Below are 22204 nucleotides of genomic sequence, written 5' to 3'. Positions count from 1 at the left end.
GCAGGCCCCTGCGCGACAATCAGCGCATCTTGACTTGAAAGCCGCCTATGTCTGCAGATATGGTGATCGTACGCAAGGAAGGTCTGTACTGCGTGCCAGGCCAGTTCTACATCGACCCGTGGCGGCCGGTGGAGCGGGCCGTCATCACCCATGCGCACGGCGACCACGCGCGCGGCGGCCACCAGCATTACCTGGCGGCGGCGCCCGGCGTGAATGTGATGAAGTCGCGGCTGGGGCCGATCAATATCACCGGCCTGGCCTATGGCGAGCGGCTGGTGCATAACGGCGTGACCATCTCGCTGCATCCGGCCGGCCATGTACTGGGCTCGGCGCAGGTGCGCATGGCGTATCGCGGCGAGGTGTGGGTGGCCTCGGGCGACTACAAGGTCGAGGCCGACAGCACCTGCGCGCCGTTCGAGCCGGTGCGCTGCGACACCTTCATTACCGAATCGACCTTCGGCCTGCCGATCTACCGCTGGCAGCCGCAACAGGAAATCTACGACGATGTCAACGCCTGGTGGGCCGCCAACGCCGCGCAGGGCCGCGCCAGCGTGTTGCTGGGCTATAGCTTTGGCAAGGCGCAGCGCCTGCTTAGCGGACTGGACCCGGCGATCGGGCCAATCATCTGCCATGGTGCGGTGCAGACGCTGAATCAGGTGTACCGTGAAGGCGGCGTGTGGCTGCCTTCGACGCTGATGGTCAGCGATGTGGCCAAGAATGATATCGGCAAATCCATCGTGCTGGCGTCGCCGTCGGCCGCCGGTTCGCCGTGGATCAAGCGCTTTGGCGATTTCAGCGACGCCTTTGCCAGCGGCTGGATGCAGCTGCGTGGCGCGCGCCGCCGGCGTGGCGTGGACCGTGGCTTTGTGTTGTCCGACCACGCGGACTGGCCCGGTTTGCTGGAAGCGATCACGGCGACTGGTGCGCAACGGGTGATCGTCACGCATGGCTCGATTGCCGTGCTGGTGCGCTGGTTGCAGCAGCAGGGCTTGCAGGCCAGCGGCTTCGATACCGAGTATGGCGACGATGAGACGGAGCCGGCCGCGCCCGCCGAGGAGGCCGGCCATGCGTGACTTTGCCCGCCTGTACGCCGAGCTGGACGAGACGACTTCCACCACCCGCAAGCTGGCGGCCTTACAGACCTATTTCACCACGGCGGCGCCACAGGATGCCGCGTGGGCGGTGTACTTCCTCGCCGGCGGCAAGCCGCGCCAGGCGGTGCCGACCAAGCTGCTGCGCCAGTACGCGATGGAATACGCGGTCCTGGACGAATGGCTGTTTGACGAGTGCTACCACGCGGTCGGTGACCTGGCCGAAACCATTGCGCATATCCTGCCGCCGCCCAAGCATCCCAGCGAAATCGGCCTGGCCGACTGGATCGAGCTGGGCATCGCACCCTTGCGCGGGGCCGCACCGGAGGCGGTGCGCTCGGCCTTGTTCACGTATTGGGACCAGCTGGACACGCGTGAACGCTTTTTGCTGACCAAGCTGATTGGCGGCGGCTTCCGGGTTGGCGTCTCGCGCTTGCTGGTGACGCGCGCGCTGAGCGCCATCGCCGGCCTGGACAGCAAGCTGATCGCGCAACGGCTGATGGGCTGGACCGATGGCAGCGTCAGCCCGACCGCCGCCGGTTTCGCGCAACTGATCGCCGAACACGCGCCGGAAGAACAAGTGCAGCGCGGCGGCCAGCCCTATCCGTTTTTCCTGGCGCACCAGCTGGAGCGCGCGCCGGAAACGCTGGGCGCGCTGGAAGACTGGCAGATCGAATGGAAATACGATGGTATGCGCGCCCAGCTGGTGCGGCGCGAAGGCAAGACCTGGCTATGGTCGCGCGGCGAGGACCTGATCACCGAGCGCTTCCCGGAGCTGGCTGCGCTGCGCCTGCCGGACGGCGTGGTGCTGGATGGTGAAATCCTGGTCTGGCATGGCGGCCACGCGCCTGCGCCGTTTGCCGATTTGCAGAAACGCATGGGCCGCAAGCAGGTGTCGGCACGGCTGCTCGGCGAGCTGCCGGCAGTGATGGTCGCCTACGATGTGCTGGAGCTGGATGGCCGCGATCTGCGCGAGCTGCCGCAGGCCGAGCGGCGCATGCTGCTGGAACAGCTGATCGCCAGCCTGCAAGGCACGCCGCAGCTGCGCCTGGCGCCGCTGATCGTCGCCCACAGCTGGGACGAGCTGGCGCTGATCCGCACCGAGTCGCGCGAGCGCGGCGTCGAAGGGATGATGCTGAAGGCGGCCGATGCACGCTATGGCGTGGGCCGCACCAAGAGCGCCGGCACCTGGTGGAAATGGAAGATCGATCCGTATAGCGTGGACGCGGTGCTGATCTACGCCCAGGCCGGCCACGGACGGCGCGCCTCGCTGTACACCGACTACACCTTCGCGGTCTGGGATGAAGGCGAGGATGAGCAGCGCAAGCTGGTGCCATTTGCCAAAGCCTATTCCGGCCTGACCGACGCGGAGATCGCCCAGGTCGACCAGGCTATCCGCAAGACCACGATAGAGAAATTCGGCCCGGTGCGCAGTGTCACGCCGAGCATGGTGTTTGAGATTGGTTTCGAGGGCATCGCCAGTTCGCCGCGCCATAAATCCGGGATCGCGGTGCGCTTCCCGCGCATCCTGCGGCGGCGCGAGGATAAAACGGTGGAGGAGGCGGACACATTGGCGTCGCTGAAGAATTTGCTGGCAGCGCCATGAACGCTGTGGACTGGTTTGCCGCACGCGGCTGGACAGCGTTCCCGTTCCAGCGCGCCGTGTGGAAAGCGGCGGCACAAGGCCATTCCGGGCTGCTGCACGCCAGCACCGGCTCCGGCAAGACCTATGCCGTGTGGTTCGCCGCGCTGCACGCCGTGGCGGCCGCGCGCGCGGCAGGTGGGCGGATGCCAGCCGGCCTGCGCGTGCTGTGGATCACGCCGATGCGCGCGCTGGCCGCCGACACCCTGCGCGCCTTGCAGGAGGCGGCGCCGGACTGGCAGGTTGAAGCGCGCACCGGCGACACCAGCTCCGCCCAGCGGGCGCGCCAGAACAAGCGCCTGCCAGACGCGCTGATCACCACGCCGGAAAGCCTGACCCTGCTGCTCAGCCATCCGGACGCCGCCGACCGTTTCAGGCATCTGGCGATGATCATCGTCGACGAATGGCACGAGCTGATGGGCAATAAGCGCGGCGTGCAGACCCAGCTGGCGCTGGCGCGCCTGCGGCGATGGAATCCGGCGCTGCTGGTGTGGGGCTTGTCGGCCACGCTGGGCAACCTGGAATGCGCACGCGATGTGCTGGCGCCGGACGGTGTCATCATCGAAGGCCATGTCGCCAAGCAGATGCTGGTGGACACGCTGATCCCCGAGCATCCGGCGCGCTTCCCGTGGGGCGGCCACCTGGGCGTGCAGATGCTGCAACCGGTGATTGCCGAGATCGAGCGGCACGCCACCACGCTGGTGTTCACCAATACCCGCTCGCAGGCGGAGCTGTGGTATCAGCATCTGCTGGACGCCCGGCCGGACTGGGCCGGCCTGATCGCGCTGCATCATGGTTCACTGGACAAGGAAGTGCGGGAGTGGGTGGAGCAGGGGCTGAAGCAGGGCTTGCTGAAAGCGGTGGTGTGTACCTCCAGCCTGGATCTGGGCGTGGACTTCCTGCCGGTCGAGCGGGTGCTGCAGATCGGCAGCGCCAAAGGTATTGCGCGCTTGCTGCAGCGCGCCGGCCGCAGCGGCCATGCGCCGGGGCGGGTGTCGCGCCTGACGCTGGTGCCGACGCAAAGCCTGGAGCTGCTGGAAGCCGCCGGCGCGATTCAGGCGGTGGCCGCGCGCGACATCGAGGCGCGCCCGGTGCCGGAAAAGCCGCTGGACGTGCTGGTGCAGCACCTGGTGACGATGGCGCTGGGCGGCGGCTTCCGTTCCGGGGCGATGCTGGCCGAGGTGCGCAGCGCCTGGTCGTATCGCCATCTGAGCGACGAGGAATGGCAGTGGGCGCTGGACTTTGTGGCGCGCGGCGGGCAGACGCTGGTGGCCTATCCCGAGTACCGCCGCGTGCTGCCCGACCAGGAGGGCGTCTACCGCGTGCCGGACGCCGCGCTCGGACGGCGCCATCGCATGGGCATCGGCACCATAGTTTCCGACGCGTCGTTGCAGGTGAAGTATGTCAGCGGCGGGCGGCTGGGCAGCGTGGAGGAATCGTTCATTTCGCGCTTGCGCAAGGGCGATCACTTCCTGTTCGCCGGTCGCATCCTGGAATTTGTGCGGCTGCATGAGATGACTGCTTACGTGCGCCGTGCCACAGGTGCCAAAGGGGCGGTGCCGCGCTGGCAGGGCGGGCGGATGCCGATGTCGTCCGAGCTGGCGCACGCGGCGCTGGCGCAGCTGCGCCTGGCCACACAGGACCGCTACGAGGGACCGGAGATGCAGGCGCTGCAACCGCTGCTGGCCATCCAGCAGCGCTGGTCGTCGCTGCCGACGGCGGAAACCACGGTCATCGAAAGCCTGCATAGCCGCGAAGGACGGCACCTGTTCATGTATCCGTTTGCCGGGCGTTCGGTGCATGTGGGGCTGGCGTCGCTGCTGGCTTACCGCGTGGGCCGCATGACGCCGGTGACGTTTTCGATCGCGGTCAACGATTACGGCTTTGAATTGCTGTCTGCGCAGGAGCTGGACTGGCATGCGCTGCTGGAACGGCCGCACGGGGCCGAGGTCGGGCTGTTCAGCATCGACCATCTGCTGGAGGACGTGCTGGCCAGCCTCAACGCGACCGAGCTGTCGCAGCGGCGCTTCCGCGAAATCGCTCGGATTGCCGGGCTGGTGTTCCAGGGCTATCCGGGACAGGGCAAGAGTGCGCGCCAGTTGCAGGCCTCGGCCTCGCTGTTCTTTGCCGTGTTCAGCCAGCACGACGCCGGCAATCTATTGCTGACCCAGGCCCAGCGCGAAGTGCTGGAGCAGGAGCTGGAACTGGGCCGGCTGCGCGCCACGCTGCTGGAACTGCAGGCGCGCAGCGTGCGCTTCCACGCCATCAAGCGCGCCACACCGTTTGGCTTTGCGCTGATGGTGGAGCGCTTCCGTGAAAAACTCAGCACCGAAAAACTGTCGGACCGGGTGGCCCGCCTGGTGCGCGAACTGGAGAAGGCTGCAGGACCATGAACCATGCGATTACTATTGCCGGCGAACGCCTGCTAATGCTGCCGCAGAAGGCGCTGTACTGGCCGCGCGAAGCGATGCTGGTGATTGCCGATATCCACTTCGGCAAGGCGGCCGCGTTCCGCGCGCTCGGCGTGCCGGTGCCGGCCGGCACCACCGGCGCCAATCTGCGCGCGCTGGAAGCCTTGCTGGCGCTGCATGAGGTGCGGCACATCATGTTTCTTGGGGATTTTCTGCATGCCAAGGCGGCGCACGCACGGGCCACGCTGTCGGCGATGCGGGCGTGGCGGGAGCGCTATCCCCTGCTGCAACTAACGCTGGTACGTGGCAACCACGATCTGCATGCCGGCGATCCACCGGCCGAGCTCGGCATTTGCATGGCCGATGAGCCGCATGTGATTGGCCCGTTCGCATTTTGCCACCATCCCGACATCCTGGTGCCGTCGTATGTGCTGGCCGGGCATGTGCATCCGGTGTACCGGCTGCGCTCGGGCTGGGATTCGCTGCTGCTGCCGTGCTTCCTGGTGGGGGCGGAGCGTATGGTGCTGCCGTCGTTCGGCGCGTTCACCGGCGGCCATCCGGTGGCACCGCAGCCGGATGAACAGTTGTTCGTCACCAGCGGCGAAGCGGTGCTGCGCATCCCCTGATAGGCGCGCTCCTACGTTCAGCACTGCGTCTGTCCTATATCGCGTGGATGGGCTGTCAACTACGATGAATGCTCCTGTGCTGTCAGCAGGTACTGTTCCACTATCAGGAGGTCAAACATGGCAACCAACGACAAAGCTACAGACAAAGGCAGCAAGCAAAGCGGCAGCACCAGCAAGCGCGGGTTCGCTTCGATGGATCCGGAACAGCAGCGCGAAATCGCTGCGCAAGGCGGACGCGCCGCCCATCAGAAAGGCACGGCGCACGAGTTCACCTCGGAAGAGGCGCGCCGGGCCGGCGCCATGAGCCACAAGAACGACGCCAGCCGCAACCGCCAGAGCGCCAGCTCGGGCGCCGGCAACAAGGAGCAGGGCAACCAGTCCTGATCAGCTTCCCGCTACAGGCATATGGTGGTGTGCTTGCCCATCGCCACAGGTGCGCGGCCGGTAACGGCCGTTTTTGCCAATTGCACCAGCTGTTTCATCTTGCTGGCGCTGGCGTCCCAGTACTCGGCTGTCTGTATCTTCACCCTGATCAGCGCCAGGTGCGGATCGTCCAGTCCGCCGGGATACCAGGCGCGTGCCAGTGGATTCCACAATTCCCGTGCCTTGGCGCGGTCCCGCACCAGATAAGCCTGCCCGGTCACCGATAAATACAGGTGCTGGTCCGGGCTGGAAAAGCTGACGTTGACCTCCGGGTGGCCTGGCAGATCCTGCGTGAATTCCGCCTCGTCCGAGGTGAAAAACCACATATTGCCTTCGCTGTCGATCTGCTGCATGGTCAGCGGGCGGCTGGTCAGCACCTGCTCGTGATCCATGGTGGTGAACATGCCGAAGCGCACCTGCTTGATCTTGGCGGCGATGGTGTTGATCTGTTGTTGCGAATAGAGCGGCATGCTGCGCCTCCATGACAAGATAGGGGATTAGCCCAACCTTATCGCTGACGCCGGGGACAGACTGTGCGTGATTTCACGCTAGCTTTACATAATAGATACACAAGATGAGTTGACCATTCAAATGATAATCATTATCATTTGTATTTTTCGTCTAAGGAAACTCCGTGAGCGTACCCAGCGCCAATCCCGCCCGCAATGCCAGCCGCGCTGTCTGGCTGAAGCATTTGCACCAGTGGCATTGGGTCAGCTCGGCCATGTGCCTGCTGTGCATGTTCCTTTTTTCGATTACCGGCATCACCCTGAACCATGCCTCGCAGATCGAGGCCAAGCCCGTCATTACCCGCATGCAGGGGCAGTTGCCGGCGCCGCTGGCCAGCCAGCTGCGCGCCTATGCCGAGCAGCATGACGGCGCCAAGGAAGCCGTGCCGCAGCCGCTGGAACAGTGGCTGCAGGACACCTTCAAGGTGCAGGCAGGCGGCCGCCAGGCGGAATGGTCGGCCGATGAAATTTATCTGCCGATGCCGAAAGCGGGCGGCGATGCCTGGGTGCGCATCGGCCTGGAAGACGGCGCCGCTGAATTCGAGCATACCGACCGTGGCTGGATATCCTGGCTGAACGATGTGCACAAGGGCCGCAACACCGGCCCGGCGTGGAACTGGTTCATCGATATCTTCGCGGTGCTGTGCCTGGTGTTCTGCGTTACCGGTTTGTTGATTTTGAAGTTCCACGCGGCGAATCGCCCGTTCACCTGGCCGATGGTCGGCCTGGGGGTGTTGATACCCGTAGTTATTGCACTGCTGTTTATTCATTAATTCATCTCACGACAGGTACTCCATGAAATTACGCTACTCCATCGCGCTTAGTCTGCCACTCGCCAGTGCCTCGGCCATGGCCGCCGATCTGGCCCTGAAACTCGACGTGCCGCAGCTGAACGTGGCTGAATACCACCGTCCTTACATCGCCGCCTGGCTGGAAAACGCCGACCAGAAAGTGGTCGCCAACCTGGCCGTGCTGTACGACACCAAGAAGAAAGACAACGCCGGCACCAAGTGGCTGAAGGACATGCGCACCTGGTGGCGCAAGACCGGCCGCGAGCTGACCATGCCGATGGACGGCGTTTCCGGCGCCACCAAAGCGCCAGGCGAAATCACTCTGAATATCCCGAAAGGCTCGCTGGACAAGCTGCCGGCCGGCCAGTACACGGTGCTGGTGGAAGCTTCGCGCGAAGCCGGTGGCCGCGAAGTGGTCAAAGTGCCGCTGCAATGGCCGCCGAAATCGGCGCAGGATGTGGCAGGCAAGGGCAAGGAAGAGCTGGGCGCGGTCGTTGTGCAAGTCAAACCATAATAAGGCGAAGATATGTCCAAACGTATGAACACCATGAGCAAATCGTTGATCGCGCTGGCGCTGGCCGGCCTGTCGTTCGTGTCGCTGAACGCGCAGGCGCACAAACCGTGGATATTGCCGTCGTCGACGCTGGTAGAAGCCGGCCGTGACGGCTCCGCATGGGTGACCGTGGATGCCGCCATTTCCGAAGGCCTGTTTGACATCGACCACATGCCGCTGAAAGTGGATGGCATCGATGTGACCGGTCCGGGCGGCATCAAGGTGACGCCGGAGAATGTCAGCAACGGCAAGCTGCGCAATACCTTCGACCTGAAGCTGAGCAAGGCTGGCACCTACCGGATCGCGCTGGTCACGCAAAGCGTGTTCGGCAGCTACAAGGACAAGGACGGCGCGATGAAGCGCTTCCGTGGCACCGAGGAATCGCTGGCCAAGGACGTGCCGGCCGATGCAACCGAGGTCAAACTGTCGCGCAACGAAAGCCGCCTGGAAACCTTCGTCACCAATGGCGATCCCTCCACTGATGTGCTGAAGCCTAGCGGCAAGGGCCTGGAACTGGTGCCGGTTACGCATCCGAACGAACTGCGCGCTGGCGAGAAAGTCACCTGGCGTCTGCTGTTGGACGGCAAGCCAGCGGCCAATCTGGGCGTGAGCCTGATTCCAGGTGGCGTGCGCTATCGCGGCACGCTGGGCGAGATTCGCCAGAACACCGACGCGAAAGGCGAACTGACGCTGACGCTGCCGGCAGCGGGCGCCTACATGGTCAGCAGCAGCTGGCCGGCCGCCGCCGCGCCAGTGCCAGGCCAGCCGCCACAGATGGCGCCGCGCCGCGCCACCTACGCGGCTGTTCTGGAAATCCTGCCGGATTAAGGCTGGCATGCGCCGGGTTCTTCTGCCTCACGATATTTCCGACGACCCGGCGCCAGCAGGCGGCGTGATCCACGACTACGCTGGCCGCAGCATGGGCACCAGCTGGTCGGTGCGGCTGGTGGCTGTGCCGGACTGTGCATCCTCTTCCGCCTGCGCGCATCTGCAAGACGGGCTGCAGCAGCAGCTCGACGCCATCGTGGCTGAAATGAGCCACTGGGAAACCGAATCCGACCTGGGCCGCTACAACCGTGCGCCCGCCGACAGCTGGCATACCTTGCCGCCGGCCTTCTTCGACGTGCTGTCGTTTGCGCTGGACGTGGGCCGTGCTTCGGGCGGCGCCTACGATCCGACTGCCGGCTCGCTGGTCAACCTGTGGGGCTTCGGCCCCTGGGGGCGTTTCGACCAGCCCGACTTTGTACCGCCATCCCACGACGAAATCAGCATCGCCCGCGCGCAGCTGGCGGCACGGCCGGTGCAATTACAGCGCGACGGCCGCAAGGCCTTGCAGCCGGGGGGCGTTCAGCTGGACCTGTCGGCCGTGGCCAAGGGCTATAGCGTAGACCGGCTGTCGTATTACCTGAAAACGCAGGGCTTTGCGCATCATCTGGTCGAGGTGGGCGGCGAGCTGCGCGGCGCCGGCGTCAAGCCCGACGGGCAGCCGTGGTGGGTGATGCTGGAACAGGTGAGCGACGCCGCGCCCGGCGCCGCCGTGCCGGCCGAACTGGCGCTGGCGCTGCATGGCTTGTCGGTCGCGACCTCGGGCGACTACCGGCGCTATTTCCAGCTGAACGGCCAGCGTTACTCCCACACCATCGATCCGCGCAGCGGCATGCCGATCGCCAACGACCTGGCCTCGGTCACCGTGGTGCATGCGCAATGCATGGCGGCCGACGCCTGGTCGACCGCGTTGACCGTGCTGGGCAGCCGCAACGGCTTGCGCCTGGCCGAGCTGCAAGGCCTGGCCGCGCGCTTCGTGGTGCGCCAGCCGGACGGCGGCTTCACTGAATACCTGAGCACCCATTTACGCAGCATGTTAGACGAATGATCTGGACCAACGACACCACCCGGCTGATGCTGGTCGCGGGCAGCAGCGTGGCTTACGCGCTGGTGTGCCTGGCGCCATACCTGCGCACGCGCCGCAAGCGGCTGGCCGCCGAGCACGCAAAGGCGGAGGCGGCGGCGTCGCCCGGCTGGATCGTCAGCTACGCCAGCCAGACCGGCAACGCCGAAGAACTGGCGCAGCAGACGGCAGCCACGCTGAAAGTGGCCGGCATCCCGGCGCGGCTGGCCGAGTTGTCCGAGCTGGGCGCGGAAGACTTGCAGGGCGCCGAGCGCATCCTGTTCCTGGTCAGCACCTACGGCGAGGGCGACGCGCCGGACGCCGCCGCCGCGTTTGCCGGGCGGCTGATGACCACCGCGCTGCCGCTGTCACATCTGCACTACGCAGTGCTGGCTTTGGGCGACAGCAGCTACGCGCAATATTGTGGCTTCGGCCGCGCGCTGGATCAATGGCTACAGGCGCAAGGCGCGCAAAGCCTGTTTCCGCGCGTTGAAGTCGACCGCAGTTCGGAACAGGCGGTCGCCACCTGGCGACAACACCTAAGCCATCTGGCCGGAACCAGCGACGCGCCGGACTGGAGCGCGCCAGCTTTTGACGCCTGGCGCCTGAGCGAGCGGGTGCACCTGAACGCCGGCAGTGCAGGCGCACCGGTCTACCACCTGGAGCTGGAGCCGGTGAGCGGCGTATTGCCGGACTGGCAGTCGGGCGACCTGGTGCAGATTGCCGCGCCAGCCGATCCGGCGCAGCCGCGCGAATACTCAATCGCCTCGATCCCGGCCGACGGCCGCGTGCACCTGCTGGTGCGGCTGCACAGCCATGCGGACGGCAGCCACGGCGTGGCATCCGGCTGGCTGACGCAGCAGCTGGAAGCGGGTAGTGTGGTGCAGCTGCGCTGCCGCCAGCATCGCCGCTTCCGGTTGGAAGGCAATGTCGACCGGCCGCTGATTCTGATCGGCAATGGCAGCGGTATCGCTGGCCTGCGCGGCCACCTGAAAGCGCGTGCGCTGGCGGGGCAGGGCCGCAACTGGCTGCTGTTCGGCGAGCGCAACAGCGCGCACGACTTCCACTACCGTGCCGAACTGGACGCCTTGCGCCAGTCCGGCCAACTGTTACTGGACCTGGCCTGGTCGCGCGACGGCGGTGCTGAGCGCTACGTGCAGGACCTGCTGCCAGCGCGCGCCGAACAGCTGCGCGCCTGGGTTGCTGACGGCGCGGCGATCTACGTCTGCGGCAGCCTGCAAGGCATGGCAGCCGGCGTCGACGCCGCCCTGGAAAACATCCTCGGCCGCGCCCAGCTCGACCACCTGATCGCCACCAAACGCTACCAGCGCGACGTCTACTAAAACCGGGGTCAGGTGGCGCTGGCTTGTTCGAGGCCGCGGGCCAGGCTGGAGATCGATGGGTTGTCGATGAAGACGCAGCGTTTGCCGTTGCGCTTGCAGTAGTCTTTGACGCGCCAGTAGGCGCTGTGGCTGATGCAGCCGGTCTGGCAGATCACCAGGTCGGCCGCCGCGAGGCTGGCTTCGAGGCGGTTGGCGTTGTCTTCGAGGCCTCCGTCGTGATGGCTGAATTGCGCGCCTTCGCGCTCGATCAGCTCGCGGTAGCTGGCGACGTTGCCGTTGCGGCCGCCCACGCATAGCACCGCACGTTCGCGCAGGCTCAGCGGCATTTTCATGACGTGTTCGACCACCGGACGGGTTTCTTCCTGCGCCGGCGCCGGGATCGCCTGCTGTTCGACGGCACGCGCCAGTTCCAGCTTGAGGTCGGCGATCTGGTTGCGCATGGCGCGCTCGCGTTCTTCCATTTGCTCCAGCCGCTCGGCCAGCTTGGCGCGCGATTCCAGTCCAGGGATCGATACGCGTAACTGTTCCAGCTCGACTTTCAGCGAGTCTACCAGGCTATCCTTGCCGACCACTTGTGCGCGCAGCTGCATCAGTTGCGCGGCGTGCCTCTCGGCGTCGCCGGTCTTTTCCGCCATCAGCGCGGTGGCGCGCAGTTGGGCCTTGGCCAGGTCGTGCGTCAGGCGCTTGTTTTCATCCAGCGTGGCGTTGAATTTGGTGATGTCGGCGCGCACGCAGGCACCCGCCTGATGCTGCACCATGTGCAGGTCGCGGCACATCTGTTCTTCGAGCTCGGAGGTGCAGCGCGGGTGCGTCAGGCCGGCCCAGAATGCGCCGGCGACGTCGCCGACGTTGACCGCGTTGCGCCACATGTCGGCCACTTGTTCGGTGGTCTTGGCGTTGCGGAAACGCAGCAGCACGGCCGCGTAGCGGCGCTCCAGTTCTTTTTGCAGCGCTTCCGATAGGCGGTTGCGGCTGCCGCATTCGGTGACTGCGCCGACATGGACTTCGTAGTCGTCGGCCACCACTTTGCCGTTGGTGACTTTGTCGACCAGCTTGCGTAGCACGCCCAGCGGGAAACCGACCCCGACCAGCGGGCAGTGGCAGGCATGGCCCAGCTCCCACAGACGGCGCCGGCGCGAAGCCTGCGCTTCCGGTTCCTTCGCCAGCACATTCATGACACTGTTGATGACCGGTTTGATGACTTGCTGCTTGAGGCTCTGCTCAGGCGGACGCGGGCTGCTTACCGGGCCCGCCACCTGCGGCATGGCGGCTGCGATGATGGCCGCCAGTGGATCGTGTTTCTCGCACATGCTGTTGCGCTCCCTTAGGCCACCGACGGCGCGGTACGTGCGCGTGCCATGATGCGGCTGAGGAAGTTGGTCTTTTCCTGCTCGTGCATATTGCGCTCTACCTCGCTTGCCCATTGTTCCGACAGCTGCGCGCAAGTCGCGCTCAGCACCGGCGCCAGGTCCGGCAGGGTGGCCAGCGCTTTCAGGTGGCGCTCGATGACCGAGGCCAGCTTGACGCAACCGCCAGCATCGTCGCTGCCAGCCGTGTAGTGCGACATCAGATGCAGCACTGCGGACAGCATCAGTTCGGGATTATGGCCGCCATGCGATGGGGCGAGAAAAATCGGGTTGCTATGTTCGATGGCCATCAGACGCTCCTGAGTCGGAAAAGAGAGTTTGGCTGGCTGTTTGGCTGGCTACTCAAGGGGGAGAGTGGGACGCGGCGGCGCCCCTTAACGCACAGTTAATCGGTAAATCAGGCGGTCAGGATCAGCTTGTTCAGCTGGGTGATGCGCAGACGGTAGATACGACCGGAATGCTCAATCTCCATTTCACGGCCGCCTTCCATCAGGCTGGCGCTGTTGGTGCGCTTGACCGGCTTGATCGCTTGGGCGGCAACTGCTGCGTTGACTGGGTGGGCGGCAACTACTGGTGGCATTGCTGGGGTGGTCGTAATCATCTTCGCTTCTCCTTAAATAAGAATGATTCGTATTTGCATTCATTATTGTGGAAGCCGGACAGGAATGCAAGCCTTTTTCAGCGGTTTTTTGTTACCAAGACGCTAAAAAAATGGCCCGGTTGTGGAAACCGGGCCCAAGGCTGGGTAATGCGGAGGTAATACGCGGGAGTTAATACAGCTACTACCAAGCTACTACTTAGGTGCCACTTAGGTGCTACTTAGGCGCTACTTGCTGCTAAGGCCGGCAGCAACTGCCCCGGCGCTGTGCTGCTGCTGCCCTTGCTGCGGGCGGCGGGCCTGCCGCGCGTGCGCGACGGTGGCAGGCGGCGCAAGGTTTTCAGCGCTTCCGGGTCTTTGATGCCTATGGTGCGCTGGTCGACGCTGATCATGCCGATTTCGTTGAAGGCCGATAGCGTGCGGCTGACTGTTTCCAGTGTCAGCCCCAGATAGCTGCCGATTTCATGGCGCGTCATGCGCAGGTTGAACAGCTTGCTGGAATAGCCCATCTGCGCGAAGCGCTCGGCCAGCGCCACCAGGAAGCGCGCCACCCGCGCCTCGGCGCTGAGCGCGCCCAGCATGCCGATCATCGCCTGCTCGCGCACCAGTTCGCGGCTCATCACGCCGTACATCATGCTTTCCAGCTCCAGATGAACCCGGCCCAGCGCGGTCAGCTTCTTGAACGGCAGCAGGATCAGGTCGCAGTCCGACAGCGCCACCGCTTCCGACGAGTAGTGGCGGGTATGGATGCCGTCCACACCCAGCATATCGCCCTTCATCGGGAAGCTGAGCACCTGTTCATTGCCGTATTCGTCGATCAGCACGGTTTTGAGGAAGCCGGAGTTGACGATGTACAGCGTGTCGAAGGGCTGGCCGATGGTGTGGATGCGCTGCCCGGTCTTGAACTGCACATGCTGGAACAGCAGTTCTTCGTTGAGCATCGAATTGGCCACCGGTATATGCAGCAGGTCGCAGACTTCCTTCAGGTTCGACCAGAGCCGACCTTGCCGCTGGCGGCCCGCTTCCATCGACGATTGCAGCGCCGTCGCGGGCGGGCGCATTTCAGACGTTTGCATATACAGCATGGTGGTCTCCGGTGGGCAGGTATCTGAACAGTATGGTTTCAGTATGCCAACACAGTGATGAGATAGATATCAGCAATGGCTGAATCTGGAGGTAGGAGTCCAGCTAGCGTTTGTAGGAGTAATCCTACAGTCGGGTCTGCTTTTCTTTAGGTCTTGAACGGCGATAATAAACGGTGCGCCACCGCGTACTGCACCATTTCCGACAGCGAACTCATGCCCATCTTTTGCATGATGCGGGTCTTGTGGGTGCTGACGGTTTTGACGCTCAGATGCAGGCTGTTGGCGATCTCGGTGATCGAGCGGCCCGCCACCAGCAGCGAGAACACCTCGAACTCGCGGTCCGACAACTGTTTGTGCAGCAGCGATTCGTGCGGCATCATGATGTTCAGCGCCAGCTGCTCGGCCACTTCGGTGCTGATGTAAGGGCGGCCCGAGGCAACTTTGCGGATCGCGCCGACCAGCTGGGTGCCGGCGCTTTCCTTGGTCAGGTAGCCCTGGGCGCCGGCGCGGATGGCGCGCACCGCATATTGCTCTTCCTCGTGCATGGTAAGGATCAGGATGGTCAGCTTGGGCGCCTCGGCCTTGATCTGGCGGATCAGGTCGACGCCGCTGCGGCCTGGCATCGACAGGTCCAGCAGCAGCAAGTCGAAGCCGCCTTTGCGCACATGGCCCAGCACTTCGAAGCCGTCAATCGCTTCACCGACGATATCGATATCCGGCGCACCGTCGAGGATGCGCTTGAGTCCTTCGCGCATGATGGTGTGGTCGTCGGCTATCACTATTCGTATCATGGTGGCCCAATTGATTGATAGCAAGCATTATTAATTTTGAGATAATTTTCATCTTACTACAAAGCTTGCCCCGGCTCCTTGATCAGACGGTGCACCAGCACGGGAATTTTGGAATGCTGCAACACTTTATTGGTGACGCTGCCCAGCAGCAGCTGGCCCCAGCCGCTGCGTCCGTGCGAGCCCATGAAGATCAGGTCGCAGCCGTGCTGTTGCGCCACGTCGACGATTTTCAGCGCCGCACTCTCGTGGAAGGCGGTGATCGCCTCGCAGCGGACATTGCGCCGCGCGCAGGAGTCGGCGACGTCCTGGGTATGCTCGCGGCCGGCGCGCTGCATGGCGGCGCGGTACTCGTCCTCGCTGGGATAGCTCGGGGGGATGATTTCGACGTAGATCGGATACTGGTACTCGGGCGCCACAAACAGCACCAGCACCTCGGCGCCCAGCTGTTCGGCAAACTGCACGCCGGCGCAGGCGGTTTTGCTGGAAACGGCCGAGCCGTCAGTGGTGATCAGGATTTTGCGGTACATGATGGACCTCCTTGCGGAATCAGCTCAGGCTAGCTCACTACTTCATTGTAGTCGTAATTTACATTATTAGTAGTATGGAAATACTTGATGTTTATCAAATAAAACAGCTTTGTCCTACGATCATCGGTGTGGGCTTTTATGCGTTTTACACCTTTTTTTTGCACTAAAGCACTACTTTTGTGTCACGCAGCATACCTCGCCGATCTATCCAATGTTAGTATCTGCAAATGCAGCAAGTTTAAGCAGTAAAAGTTTAGGCAGTAACTTATCAATATGGAGAAGCAGGGATTATGACTAACGCCGCTGACGATTTCGACGCCTTATTTGAAGAAGTGTCCGCTCAAAGCAAGACGGCAGCTCCAGCGCCTGCGCCGGCCCCTGCCGCCAGCGCAGAGGACGATCTGGAGAGCCTGTTCGAAGAAGTCGCCTCAGCCCGTCCGGCCGATGCCGTAGCCGAGCCTGTCGCCGCCGCCCCTGCCGCCGCTGGCGGCGACGCCGAAGCCGAGCCGAAGGAAGACAAGGCGATGTTTGAGCGCCTGGGCGGTATCGTGCGTCTGCTGCACGATTCGCTGCGCGAACTGGGCTACGACAAGGCCCTGAACGAAGCCTCCAGCCAGATCAACGACGCCCAGGACCGCCTGGAATATGTCGCCACGCTGACCGAGCAAGCCGCCAACAAGGTGCTCAACACGCTGGACGAAGGCATGCCGCAGCAGGATACGCTGTCGAAGCAATCCAAAGACATGGAAAACCGCTGGGCCGACCTGTTCGCCGGCAAGCTCAGCCTGGAACAGTTCAAGCAACTGGCCGGCGACTCGCAGCAGTTCGCCATTGCCGTATCGGCCGCCACCGAGGCGGAAAAATCCCGCCTGCTGGAAATCATGATGGCCCAGGACTTCCAGGACATCACCGGTCAACTCATCAAGAAAGTGGTGAATATCACGAAAACCGTTGAGGGTGAACTGGCCACGCTGCTGCGCGACAACGCGCCACCGGCGGTCAAAGAAAAGATCGCGCAGAAAGAAGTATCCCTGATGTCCGGCCCGTCGGCTCCGACGGTGGCACTGAGCCAGGACAGTGTTGACGACCTGCTTGCCGATCTGGGGTTCTAATGGACGATATGCTGAAGGATTTCGTCGTCGAGGCGATGGACCTGGCGGTCAACGTCGAGGAGCATTTGCTGCGCCTTGAACGCGACCCGGATAATAAAGAAACCCTGAATGCGGTGTTCCGCTCCTTCCACACCATCAAAGGCGGCGCCGGTTTCATGGGCCTGCCGGCGATGGTGACTGCCTGCCACCTGACCGAGAATCTGTTTGACGCGCTGCGCACTGGCGCCGCGCCGGTCACGCCGCTGTCAATCGAAGCGGCGCTGCAGGCGTCTGGTTTTGTTGCCGACCAGTTGGCCGAACTGAACAACGGCGCCGAGCCGGACAGCCTGCCGGCGCTGCCGAAGGATCTGGAATCGCTGCTGAATGACGCCATCGCCGGCAAGTCCGATTCGGCGCCCGCCAAGCCAGCGGCCGCTGCGCCAGCTCCTGCCCCGGCGCCAGCTGCTGCCGCAGCTGCACCGGTGGCTGCTGCGCCAGCCGCCGCGCCGTCGGCCGACGGCCTGGATTGGGAAGGCATGTACGAGGCAGTGATGCCGGAAGGTAGCTACACCCGCTCGGCGCCAGCGCCGGTAGCGGCTGCTGTCGCTGCTGCGCCAGCACCTGCCGCCGCGCCGCCTAGCGCGGCTGAAATCGCTGCCGTCGCGGCCGAAGTCAAAGCTGCACCTGCCGCCCGCCGCGAAACCGCAGAGAAGCGCGAAGAGCGTCCGCAAAGCGCGCCGGCCAAGGAAGAATCGATCCGTATCGACGCGGTCAAGCTGGACGCGCTGCTGGAAGTGGCCGGCGAATCGGTGCAGGCTGCCAACCAGGCCGCCGTGCTGCTGGAACGCTTGCTGCAATTCAAGTTTGAAGGCCAGGCACAGACGCTGATGGCGACCCTGGCGGAAACGCTGGAACGCGCATCGCGCTATTCGACCGAACTGCAGCGCGCCACGCTGGCGACCCGCATGCAGCCGGTTGGCCGTCTGTTCCAGAAGTTCCCGCGACTGGTGCGCGAACTGGCCAAGGACCTGGGCAAGGAAGTCGAACTGGACATCGAAGGTGCGGAAACCGAAGTCGACCGCGTGGTGGTGGATTCGCTGTACGATCCGCTGGTGCATATGCTGCGCAACTCGCTGGACCACGGTGTGGAAACGCCGGAAGAACGTGCGATTGCCGGCAAGCCGATCAAGTCCTTCATCCAGCTCAAGGCATGGCAGGAAGCCAATAGCGTCATGATTGTGCTGCAGGATGACGGCAAGGGCATGGACCCGGTCAAGCTGCGCGCGAAGGCGATGCAGAAGGGCCTGATTTCCGAATCGGCACAGTTAACCACCGACGATTGCCTGCAGCTGGTATTCTTACCGGGTTTCTCGACCAAGGAAGTGGCATCGAGCGTGTCCGGCCGCGGCGTCGGCATGGACGTGGTGAAGACCGCCGTGGAGAAAAACCGCGGCGCGATCCAGATCGAGTCCGAGCTGGGCAAGGGCACCAAGTTCTCGATCCGCCTGCCGATCGAGCTGTCGATTGTGCCGACCATGCTGGTATCGACCTCGGGCGCCGCGCTGGCGCTGCCGATGGCCGTGGTGCAGCGTGTGGTCGAGCTGCCAGAGGTCTTTATGGAAGTCGGCGGCGCGCCCGTGCTGAAAGACCAGGGCCGTCCGCTGCCGGTACGTTCGCTGGCCGACTCGCTGGGCTACGACAGCTGCCGCGAGAAGGTGGGTATTGTTGTCTCGGCACCACAGCCGTACATCCTGGCCGTGGAAGCGGTGGATGGCACTGCCGACCTGGTGATTAAACCGATGACCGCGATTACCGTCGAGGGCATTACCGGCACGGCGCGCTCTGCAGAGGGCGAGCTGGTGCTAGTGGTAGGCCTATCGTTCCTAATGGACGGTTGTAGGGGTAGTGTACGCATGGCGGCTTAGTCTCAGGACCAGGCCAGAAGACCAAAAAGCCTGCGTTCACACGCAGGCTTTTTTACATTTAGGGGTCATACCAAGTGGATCGGTATGCAGAAGGCGTCGGGCTCAAGAGGCTGGACAGCGGTGACTGCTATTGCATTGCACAATATGGCATAATCAAGTTGGATAATAGTAGCAGTACCAAAAAGACATCATGAAGACGCTTTACGACAAACTCTGGGAATCCCACGTCGTCAACACCGAGGAAGACGGCACCACCATCCTCTATATTGACCGCCACCTGGTCCACGAAGTGACCAGCCCACAAGCATTCGACGGCCTGCGCGCCGCCAACCGCCAGCCATGGCGCCTGTCGGCCAATCTGGCCGTGGCCGACCACAATGTGCCGACCACTTCGCGCGCCGAAGGCATCGCCGATCCGGTATCGCGCCTGCAAGTGGAAACGCTGGACAAGAACGCCAAGTCCTATGGTCTGACCTACTTCAATATGAACGACAAGCGCCAGGGCATCGTGCACGTGATCGGCCCTGAGCAGGGCGCGACCCTGCCGGGCATGACCGTGGTATGCGGCGACTCGCACACCTCGACCCACGGCGCGTTCGGCGCGCTGGCGCACGGCATCGGCACCTCGGAAGTGGAGCACGTGCTGGCCACCCAGACCCTGCTGCAAAAGAAATCCAAGGCGATGCTGGTGGAAGTCAACGGCGTGCTGCCGGCCGGTGTCACCTCCAAGGACATCGTGCTGGCGATCATTGGCAAGATCGGTACTGCCGGCGGCAATGGCTACTGTATTGAGTTCGGTGGTTCCACCATCCGCGCCTTGTCGATGGAAGGCCGCATGACGGTCTGTAATATGGCGATCGAAGCGGGCGCGCGTGCCGGCATCATCGGCGTCGACGACACCACCATCAATTATGTGAAAGGCCGCCCGTTCTCGCCGGCCGGTCCGCAATGGGATCTGGCGGTGGCCTACTGGCGCACGCTGCACACCGATCCGGGCGCCAAGTTCGACCTGGTGGTGACGCTGGATGCCGCCGAGATCAAGCCGCAGGTCACCTGGGGTACCTCGCCGGAAATGGTGCTGCCGGTTGACGGCCGTGTGCCGGACCCGGATCAGGAAAAAGACAGCGTCAAGCGCAGTGCGATGGAAAAGGCACTGGTTTACATGAACCTGAAGCCGAATACCGCCATCGAAGATATCCGCATCGACAAAGTGTTCATCGGTTCCTGCACCAACTCGCGCATCGAAGACTTGCGCGCCGCCGCCGCTGTGGTGCGCGGCAAGCACCGCGCTTCCAACGTCAAGCTGGCGCTGGTGGTGCCGGGCTCCGGCCTGGTGAAAGAACAAGCCGAACGCGAGGGGCTGGACCGCATCTTCAAGGATGCCGGCTTCGAATGGCGCGAGCCGGGCTGCTCGATGTGTCTGGCGATGAACGCCGACCGTCTGGAACCAGGCGAGCGCTGCGCATCGACTTCCAACCGCAACTTCGAAGGACGCCAGGGCCAGGGCGGTCGCACCCATCTGGTGTCGCCGGCGATGGCTGCGGCTGCCGGCATCACCGGCCACTTCGTCGACGTACGCGCACTGCATTAATGACCGCGGCTGAGGCGCCGCACTGAACCAGGAAATCATCATGAAAAAGATCTTCGCACTGACCATCATCGCTAGCTTCGTCCTGACCGGCTGCAACACCATTTCCGGTGTGGGCAAGGATATTCAAAAAGCGGGGCAGGCAGTGCAGGGCGCCTCAGGCCATTGATAACCGGCGGGCTAGGCGCCCGTCCACAGTAGAACAATCATGGAAAAATTTACGATTTATGAAGGGCTGGTCGCGCCGCTGGATCGCGCCAACGTCGACACCGACGCCATCATTCCCAAGCAGTTCCTGAAGTCCATCCACCGCACCGGCTTCGGCCCCAATCTGTTCGACGAGTGGCGCTACCTCGATCACGGCGAGCCAGGCATGGACAACAGCAAGCGTCCGCTGAATCCGGACTTCGTGCTCAACGAGCCGCGCTATCAAGGTGCCTCGATCCTGCTGACCCGCAAGAACTTCGGCTGCGGCTCCTCGCGCGAGCACGCGCCATGGGCGCTGGACCAGTACGGCTTCCGCGCAGTGGTGGCGCCGTCGTTTGCCGACATCTTCTTCAACAACTGTTTCAAGAGCGGCTTGCTGCCGATCGTATTAAGCGAAGCGCAGATTGATCATCTGTTCAACGAAGTCAAGGCTTTCCCCGGATACAAACTGGTGGTCGACCTTGAGCAGCAGCGCATTTCCACCAGCAATGGCAGCGTCTCCTACCCATTCGAGATCGACGCCTTCCGCAAATACTGCCTGATGAACGGGCTCGACGATATTGGCCTGACGCTGCGCCACGCCGACACGATCCGTGCATTCGAAGAGCGCCATCTGGCAAACCAACCCTGGTTGGCTAACGTCATCTAAAGATCGAAAACAATGAAAATCGCAATCCTCCCGGGCGATGGCATCGGCCCGGAAATCGTCACTCAAGCGGTCAAGGTGCTGAACGCGCTGGACGAAAAATTTGAGTTGGAAACCGCCCCGGTGGGCGGCGCCGGCTACGAAGCCAGCGGCCACCCGCTGCCGGACGCCACGCTGAAGCTGGCCAAGGATGCGGACGCGGTGCTGTTCGGCGCCGTCGGCGACTGGAAGTACGACACGCTGGATCGCCCGCTGCGTCCGGAACAGGCGATTCTGGGCCTGCGCAAGAACCTGGGCCTGTTCGGCAATCTGCGTCCGGCCATCCTGTACCCGGAACTGGCCAACGCTTCGACGCTGAAGCCGGAAATCGTTTCCGGTCTGGACATCCTGATCGTGCGCGAACTGACCGGCGACATTTACTTCGGCCAGCCGCGCGGCGTGCGCGAGTGCCCGGACGGTCCGTTCAAGGGCCAGCGCGAAGGCTTCGACACCATGCGCTATGCCGAAGGCGAAATCCGCCGCATCGCCCACGTGGCCTTCCAGGCCGCGCAGAAGCGCGACAAGCGCCTGACTTCGGTGGACAAGGCCAATGTGCTGGAGACTTTCCAGTTCTGGAAAGACATCGTCACCGACGTGCACAAAGAATATCCGGACGTGGCGCTGGACCATATGTACGTCGACAACGCCGCCATGCAACTGGTGCGCGCGCCGAAGAAATTCGACGTGATCGTCACCGGAAATATGTTTGGCGACATCCTGTCGGACGCGGCGGCCATGCTGACCGGTTCGATCGGCATGCTGCCATCTGCTTCGCTGGACGCCAATAACAAGGGCCTGTACGAGCCATCGCACGGTTCGGCGCCGGACATCGCCGGCAAGGGCATCGCCAATCCGCTGGCGACCATCCTGTCGGCCGCGATGATGCTGCGCTTCTCGCTGAACAAGGTGGAGCAGGCTGACCGTATCGAAAACGCCGTCAAGAAAGTGCTGGCGCAAGGCCTGCGTACCGCCGACATCTACGAAGAGGGCACCACCAAGGTGGGCACCGAAGAGATGGGCAACGCAGTCGTCAAAGCTTTGGCGTAATAAAACAATAGACAAG

Annotated in this window: 23 protein-coding genes; 16 read left to right on the top strand and 7 right to left on the bottom strand. The window is 63.5% G+C overall.

Annotated features, from left to right (window positions below; translation table 11 throughout):
* The first annotated feature begins 47 nt into the window (after positions 1–47).
* The 5 genes from KW842_RS08310 to KW842_RS08290 all read left to right on the top strand — a co-directional run bounded on the left by KW842_RS08310 (position 48) and on the right by KW842_RS08290 (position 6154).
* Positions 48–1073: a ligase-associated DNA damage response exonuclease gene (locus tag KW842_RS08310; protein ID WP_218303602.1), complete on the top strand. Its 1026-nt coding sequence runs from the start codon at positions 48–50 to the stop codon at positions 1071–1073.
* Positions 1066–2697, top strand: coding sequence for an ATP-dependent DNA ligase (locus KW842_RS08305; protein ID WP_218303601.1), 1632 nt, complete (start codon positions 1066–1068; stop codon positions 2695–2697). The genes KW842_RS08310 and KW842_RS08305 overlap by 8 nt, the downstream gene beginning before the upstream one ends.
* Positions 2694–5126 (top strand): ligase-associated DNA damage response DEXH box helicase, encoded by a 2433-nt coding sequence (locus KW842_RS08300; RefSeq protein WP_218303600.1) that lies wholly within the window; start codon positions 2694–2696, stop codon positions 5124–5126. The genes KW842_RS08305 and KW842_RS08300 overlap by 4 nt, the downstream gene beginning before the upstream one ends.
* A complete protein-coding gene (pdeM, locus tag KW842_RS08295; RefSeq protein ID WP_218303599.1) occupies positions 5123–5770 on the top strand; it encodes a ligase-associated DNA damage response endonuclease PdeM in 648 nt (215 codons plus the stop codon). Before KW842_RS08300 ends, pdeM begins: the two co-directional genes overlap by 4 nt.
* Before the next feature lie 117 nt (positions 5771–5887).
* Complete coding sequence (locus tag KW842_RS08290) at positions 5888–6154, top strand: KGG domain-containing protein (protein ID WP_218303598.1); 267 nt, start codon at positions 5888–5890, stop codon at positions 6152–6154.
* A gap of 11 nt (positions 6155–6165) precedes the next feature.
* Here KW842_RS08290 and KW842_RS08285 read toward each other — a convergent pair whose 3' ends face one another.
* Complete coding sequence (locus KW842_RS08285) at positions 6166–6663, bottom strand: pyridoxamine 5'-phosphate oxidase family protein (RefSeq protein WP_218303597.1); 498 nt, start codon at positions 6661–6663, stop codon at positions 6166–6168.
* A gap of 164 nt (positions 6664–6827) precedes the next feature.
* Between KW842_RS08285 and KW842_RS08280 the strand changes: the two genes are divergently transcribed.
* Genes KW842_RS08280 through KW842_RS08260 form a run of 5 tightly spaced genes read left to right on the top strand, consistent with a single transcriptional unit; the run spans position 6828 to position 11277 of the window.
* Positions 6828–7475, top strand: coding sequence for a PepSY-associated TM helix domain-containing protein (locus tag KW842_RS08280; RefSeq protein ID WP_218303596.1), 648 nt, complete (start codon positions 6828–6830; stop codon positions 7473–7475).
* 22 nt (positions 7476–7497) lie between these two features.
* The gene (locus KW842_RS08275; protein ID WP_218303595.1) at positions 7498–8007 is read left to right on the top strand and encodes a DUF2271 domain-containing protein; all 510 of its coding nucleotides are present in this window, start codon (positions 7498–7500) and stop codon (positions 8005–8007) included.
* Between the two features lie 12 nt (positions 8008–8019).
* The gene (locus KW842_RS08270; protein WP_229223561.1) at positions 8020–8874 is read left to right on the top strand and encodes a DUF4198 domain-containing protein; all 855 of its coding nucleotides are present in this window, start codon (positions 8020–8022) and stop codon (positions 8872–8874) included.
* A 7-nt stretch (positions 8875–8881) separates the two neighbouring features.
* On the top strand, positions 8882–9919 hold the full coding sequence (locus KW842_RS08265) for an FAD:protein FMN transferase (RefSeq protein WP_218303594.1): 1038 nt from the start codon (positions 8882–8884) through the stop codon (positions 9917–9919).
* A complete protein-coding gene (locus KW842_RS08260) occupies positions 9916–11277 on the top strand; it encodes a sulfite reductase subunit alpha (RefSeq protein ID WP_218303593.1) in 1362 nt (453 codons plus the stop codon). Before KW842_RS08265 ends, KW842_RS08260 begins: the two co-directional genes overlap by 4 nt.
* A gap of 8 nt (positions 11278–11285) precedes the next feature.
* Here the strand turns inward: KW842_RS08260 and KW842_RS08255 are convergent, their stop codons facing one another.
* The 6 genes from KW842_RS08255 to KW842_RS08230 form a co-directional block, all read right to left on the bottom strand.
* A complete protein-coding gene (locus KW842_RS08255; RefSeq protein WP_218303592.1) occupies positions 11286–12587 on the bottom strand; it encodes a DUF2325 domain-containing protein in 1302 nt (433 codons plus the stop codon).
* A gap of 14 nt (positions 12588–12601) precedes the next feature.
* On the bottom strand, positions 12602–12934 hold the full coding sequence (locus KW842_RS08250; RefSeq protein WP_218303591.1) for a hypothetical protein: 333 nt from the start codon (positions 12932–12934) through the stop codon (positions 12602–12604).
* 107 nt (positions 12935–13041) lie between these two features.
* A complete protein-coding gene (locus KW842_RS08245; protein ID WP_218303590.1) occupies positions 13042–13245 on the bottom strand; it encodes a hemin uptake protein HemP in 204 nt (67 codons plus the stop codon).
* 218 nt (positions 13246–13463) lie between these two features.
* The gene (locus KW842_RS08240) at positions 13464–14270 is read right to left on the bottom strand and encodes a Crp/Fnr family transcriptional regulator (RefSeq protein ID WP_218303763.1); all 807 of its coding nucleotides are present in this window, start codon (positions 14268–14270) and stop codon (positions 13464–13466) included.
* Positions 14271–14473: 203 nt separating this feature from the next.
* The gene (locus KW842_RS08235) at positions 14474–15118 is read right to left on the bottom strand and encodes a response regulator transcription factor (protein ID WP_218303589.1); all 645 of its coding nucleotides are present in this window, start codon (positions 15116–15118) and stop codon (positions 14474–14476) included.
* Between the two features lie 56 nt (positions 15119–15174).
* Positions 15175–15645: a universal stress protein gene (locus tag KW842_RS08230; RefSeq protein ID WP_218303588.1), complete on the bottom strand. Its 471-nt coding sequence runs from the start codon at positions 15643–15645 to the stop codon at positions 15175–15177.
* 290 nt (positions 15646–15935) lie between these two features.
* Here KW842_RS08230 and KW842_RS08225 point away from each other — a divergent pair, with 290 nt between their 5' ends.
* From KW842_RS08225 to leuB, 6 genes are all read left to right on the top strand, one after another.
* On the top strand, positions 15936–16757 hold the full coding sequence (locus tag KW842_RS08225) for a protein phosphatase CheZ (protein WP_218303587.1): 822 nt from the start codon (positions 15936–15938) through the stop codon (positions 16755–16757).
* Positions 16757–18661, top strand: coding sequence for a chemotaxis protein CheA (locus KW842_RS08220; RefSeq protein WP_218303586.1), 1905 nt, complete (start codon positions 16757–16759; stop codon positions 18659–18661). Before KW842_RS08225 ends, KW842_RS08220 begins: the two co-directional genes overlap by 1 nt.
* 187 nt (positions 18662–18848) lie before the next feature.
* Entirely contained in the window at positions 18849–20252 is a 1404-nt protein-coding gene (gene leuC, locus KW842_RS08215; protein WP_218303762.1) for a 3-isopropylmalate dehydratase large subunit, read from the top strand.
* Positions 20253–20292: 40 nt separating this feature from the next.
* Entirely contained in the window at positions 20293–20418 is a 126-nt protein-coding gene (locus KW842_RS08210; RefSeq protein WP_218303585.1) for an entericidin A/B family lipoprotein, read from the top strand.
* Positions 20419–20457: 39 nt separating this feature from the next.
* A complete protein-coding gene (gene leuD, locus KW842_RS08205) occupies positions 20458–21105 on the top strand; it encodes a 3-isopropylmalate dehydratase small subunit (RefSeq protein WP_218303584.1) in 648 nt (215 codons plus the stop codon).
* A gap of 12 nt (positions 21106–21117) precedes the next feature.
* Positions 21118–22188, top strand: a complete 1071-nt coding sequence (leuB, locus tag KW842_RS08200; protein ID WP_218303583.1) for a 3-isopropylmalate dehydrogenase — start codon at positions 21118–21120, stop codon at positions 22186–22188.
* The last annotated feature ends 16 nt before the right edge of the window (positions 22189–22204 follow it).

The organism is Duganella sp. sic0402 (genome assembly GCF_019219065.1).
Lineage (GTDB): Bacteria > Pseudomonadota > Gammaproteobacteria > Burkholderiales > Burkholderiaceae_D > Rugamonas.
Note: the sequence above shows the minus strand (reverse complement) of the source record. Positions and strands in the feature narration are given on the sequence as shown.

Coding starts and splice junctions, on each gene's coding strand:
- KW842_RS08300 (WP_218303600.1), top strand. CDS start 2,694: ATGAACGCTGTGGACTGGTTTGCCGCACGCGGCTGGACAGCGTTCCCG.
- KW842_RS08265 (WP_218303594.1), top strand. CDS start 8,882: ATGCGCCGGGTTCTTCTGCCTCACGATATTTCCGACGACCCGGCGCCA.
- KW842_RS08270 (WP_229223561.1), top strand. CDS start 8,020: ATGTCCAAACGTATGAACACCATGAGCAAATCGTTGATCGCGCTGGCG.
- KW842_RS08255 (WP_218303592.1), bottom strand. CDS start 12,587: ATGTGCGAGAAACACGATCCACTGGCGGCCATCATCGCAGCCGCCATG.
- KW842_RS08275 (WP_218303595.1), top strand. CDS start 7,498: ATGAAATTACGCTACTCCATCGCGCTTAGTCTGCCACTCGCCAGTGCC.
- KW842_RS08310 (WP_218303602.1), top strand. CDS start 48: ATGTCTGCAGATATGGTGATCGTACGCAAGGAAGGTCTGTACTGCGTG.
- KW842_RS08285 (WP_218303597.1), bottom strand. CDS start 6,663: ATGCCGCTCTATTCGCAACAACAGATCAACACCATCGCCGCCAAGATC.
- KW842_RS08235 (WP_218303589.1), bottom strand. CDS start 15,118: ATGATACGAATAGTGATAGCCGACGACCACACCATCATGCGCGAAGGA.
- KW842_RS08290 (WP_218303598.1), top strand. CDS start 5,888: ATGGCAACCAACGACAAAGCTACAGACAAAGGCAGCAAGCAAAGCGGC.
- leuD (WP_218303584.1), top strand. CDS start 20,458: ATGGAAAAATTTACGATTTATGAAGGGCTGGTCGCGCCGCTGGATCGC.
- KW842_RS08220 (WP_218303586.1), top strand. CDS start 16,757: ATGGACGATATGCTGAAGGATTTCGTCGTCGAGGCGATGGACCTGGCG.
- KW842_RS08245 (WP_218303590.1), bottom strand. CDS start 13,245: ATGATTACGACCACCCCAGCAATGCCACCAGTAGTTGCCGCCCACCCA.
- KW842_RS08250 (WP_218303591.1), bottom strand. CDS start 12,934: ATGGCCATCGAACATAGCAACCCGATTTTTCTCGCCCCATCGCATGGC.
- pdeM (WP_218303599.1), top strand. CDS start 5,123: ATGAACCATGCGATTACTATTGCCGGCGAACGCCTGCTAATGCTGCCG.
- KW842_RS08305 (WP_218303601.1), top strand. CDS start 1,066: ATGCGTGACTTTGCCCGCCTGTACGCCGAGCTGGACGAGACGACTTCC.
- KW842_RS08210 (WP_218303585.1), top strand. CDS start 20,293: ATGAAAAAGATCTTCGCACTGACCATCATCGCTAGCTTCGTCCTGACC.
- leuB (WP_218303583.1), top strand. CDS start 21,118: ATGAAAATCGCAATCCTCCCGGGCGATGGCATCGGCCCGGAAATCGTC.
- KW842_RS08240 (WP_218303763.1), bottom strand. CDS start 14,270: ATGGAAGCGGGCCGCCAGCGGCAAGGTCGGCTCTGGTCGAACCTGAAG.
- KW842_RS08230 (WP_218303588.1), bottom strand. CDS start 15,645: ATGTACCGCAAAATCCTGATCACCACTGACGGCTCGGCCGTTTCCAGC.
- KW842_RS08260 (WP_218303593.1), top strand. CDS start 9,916: ATGATCTGGACCAACGACACCACCCGGCTGATGCTGGTCGCGGGCAGC.
- KW842_RS08225 (WP_218303587.1), top strand. CDS start 15,936: ATGACTAACGCCGCTGACGATTTCGACGCCTTATTTGAAGAAGTGTCC.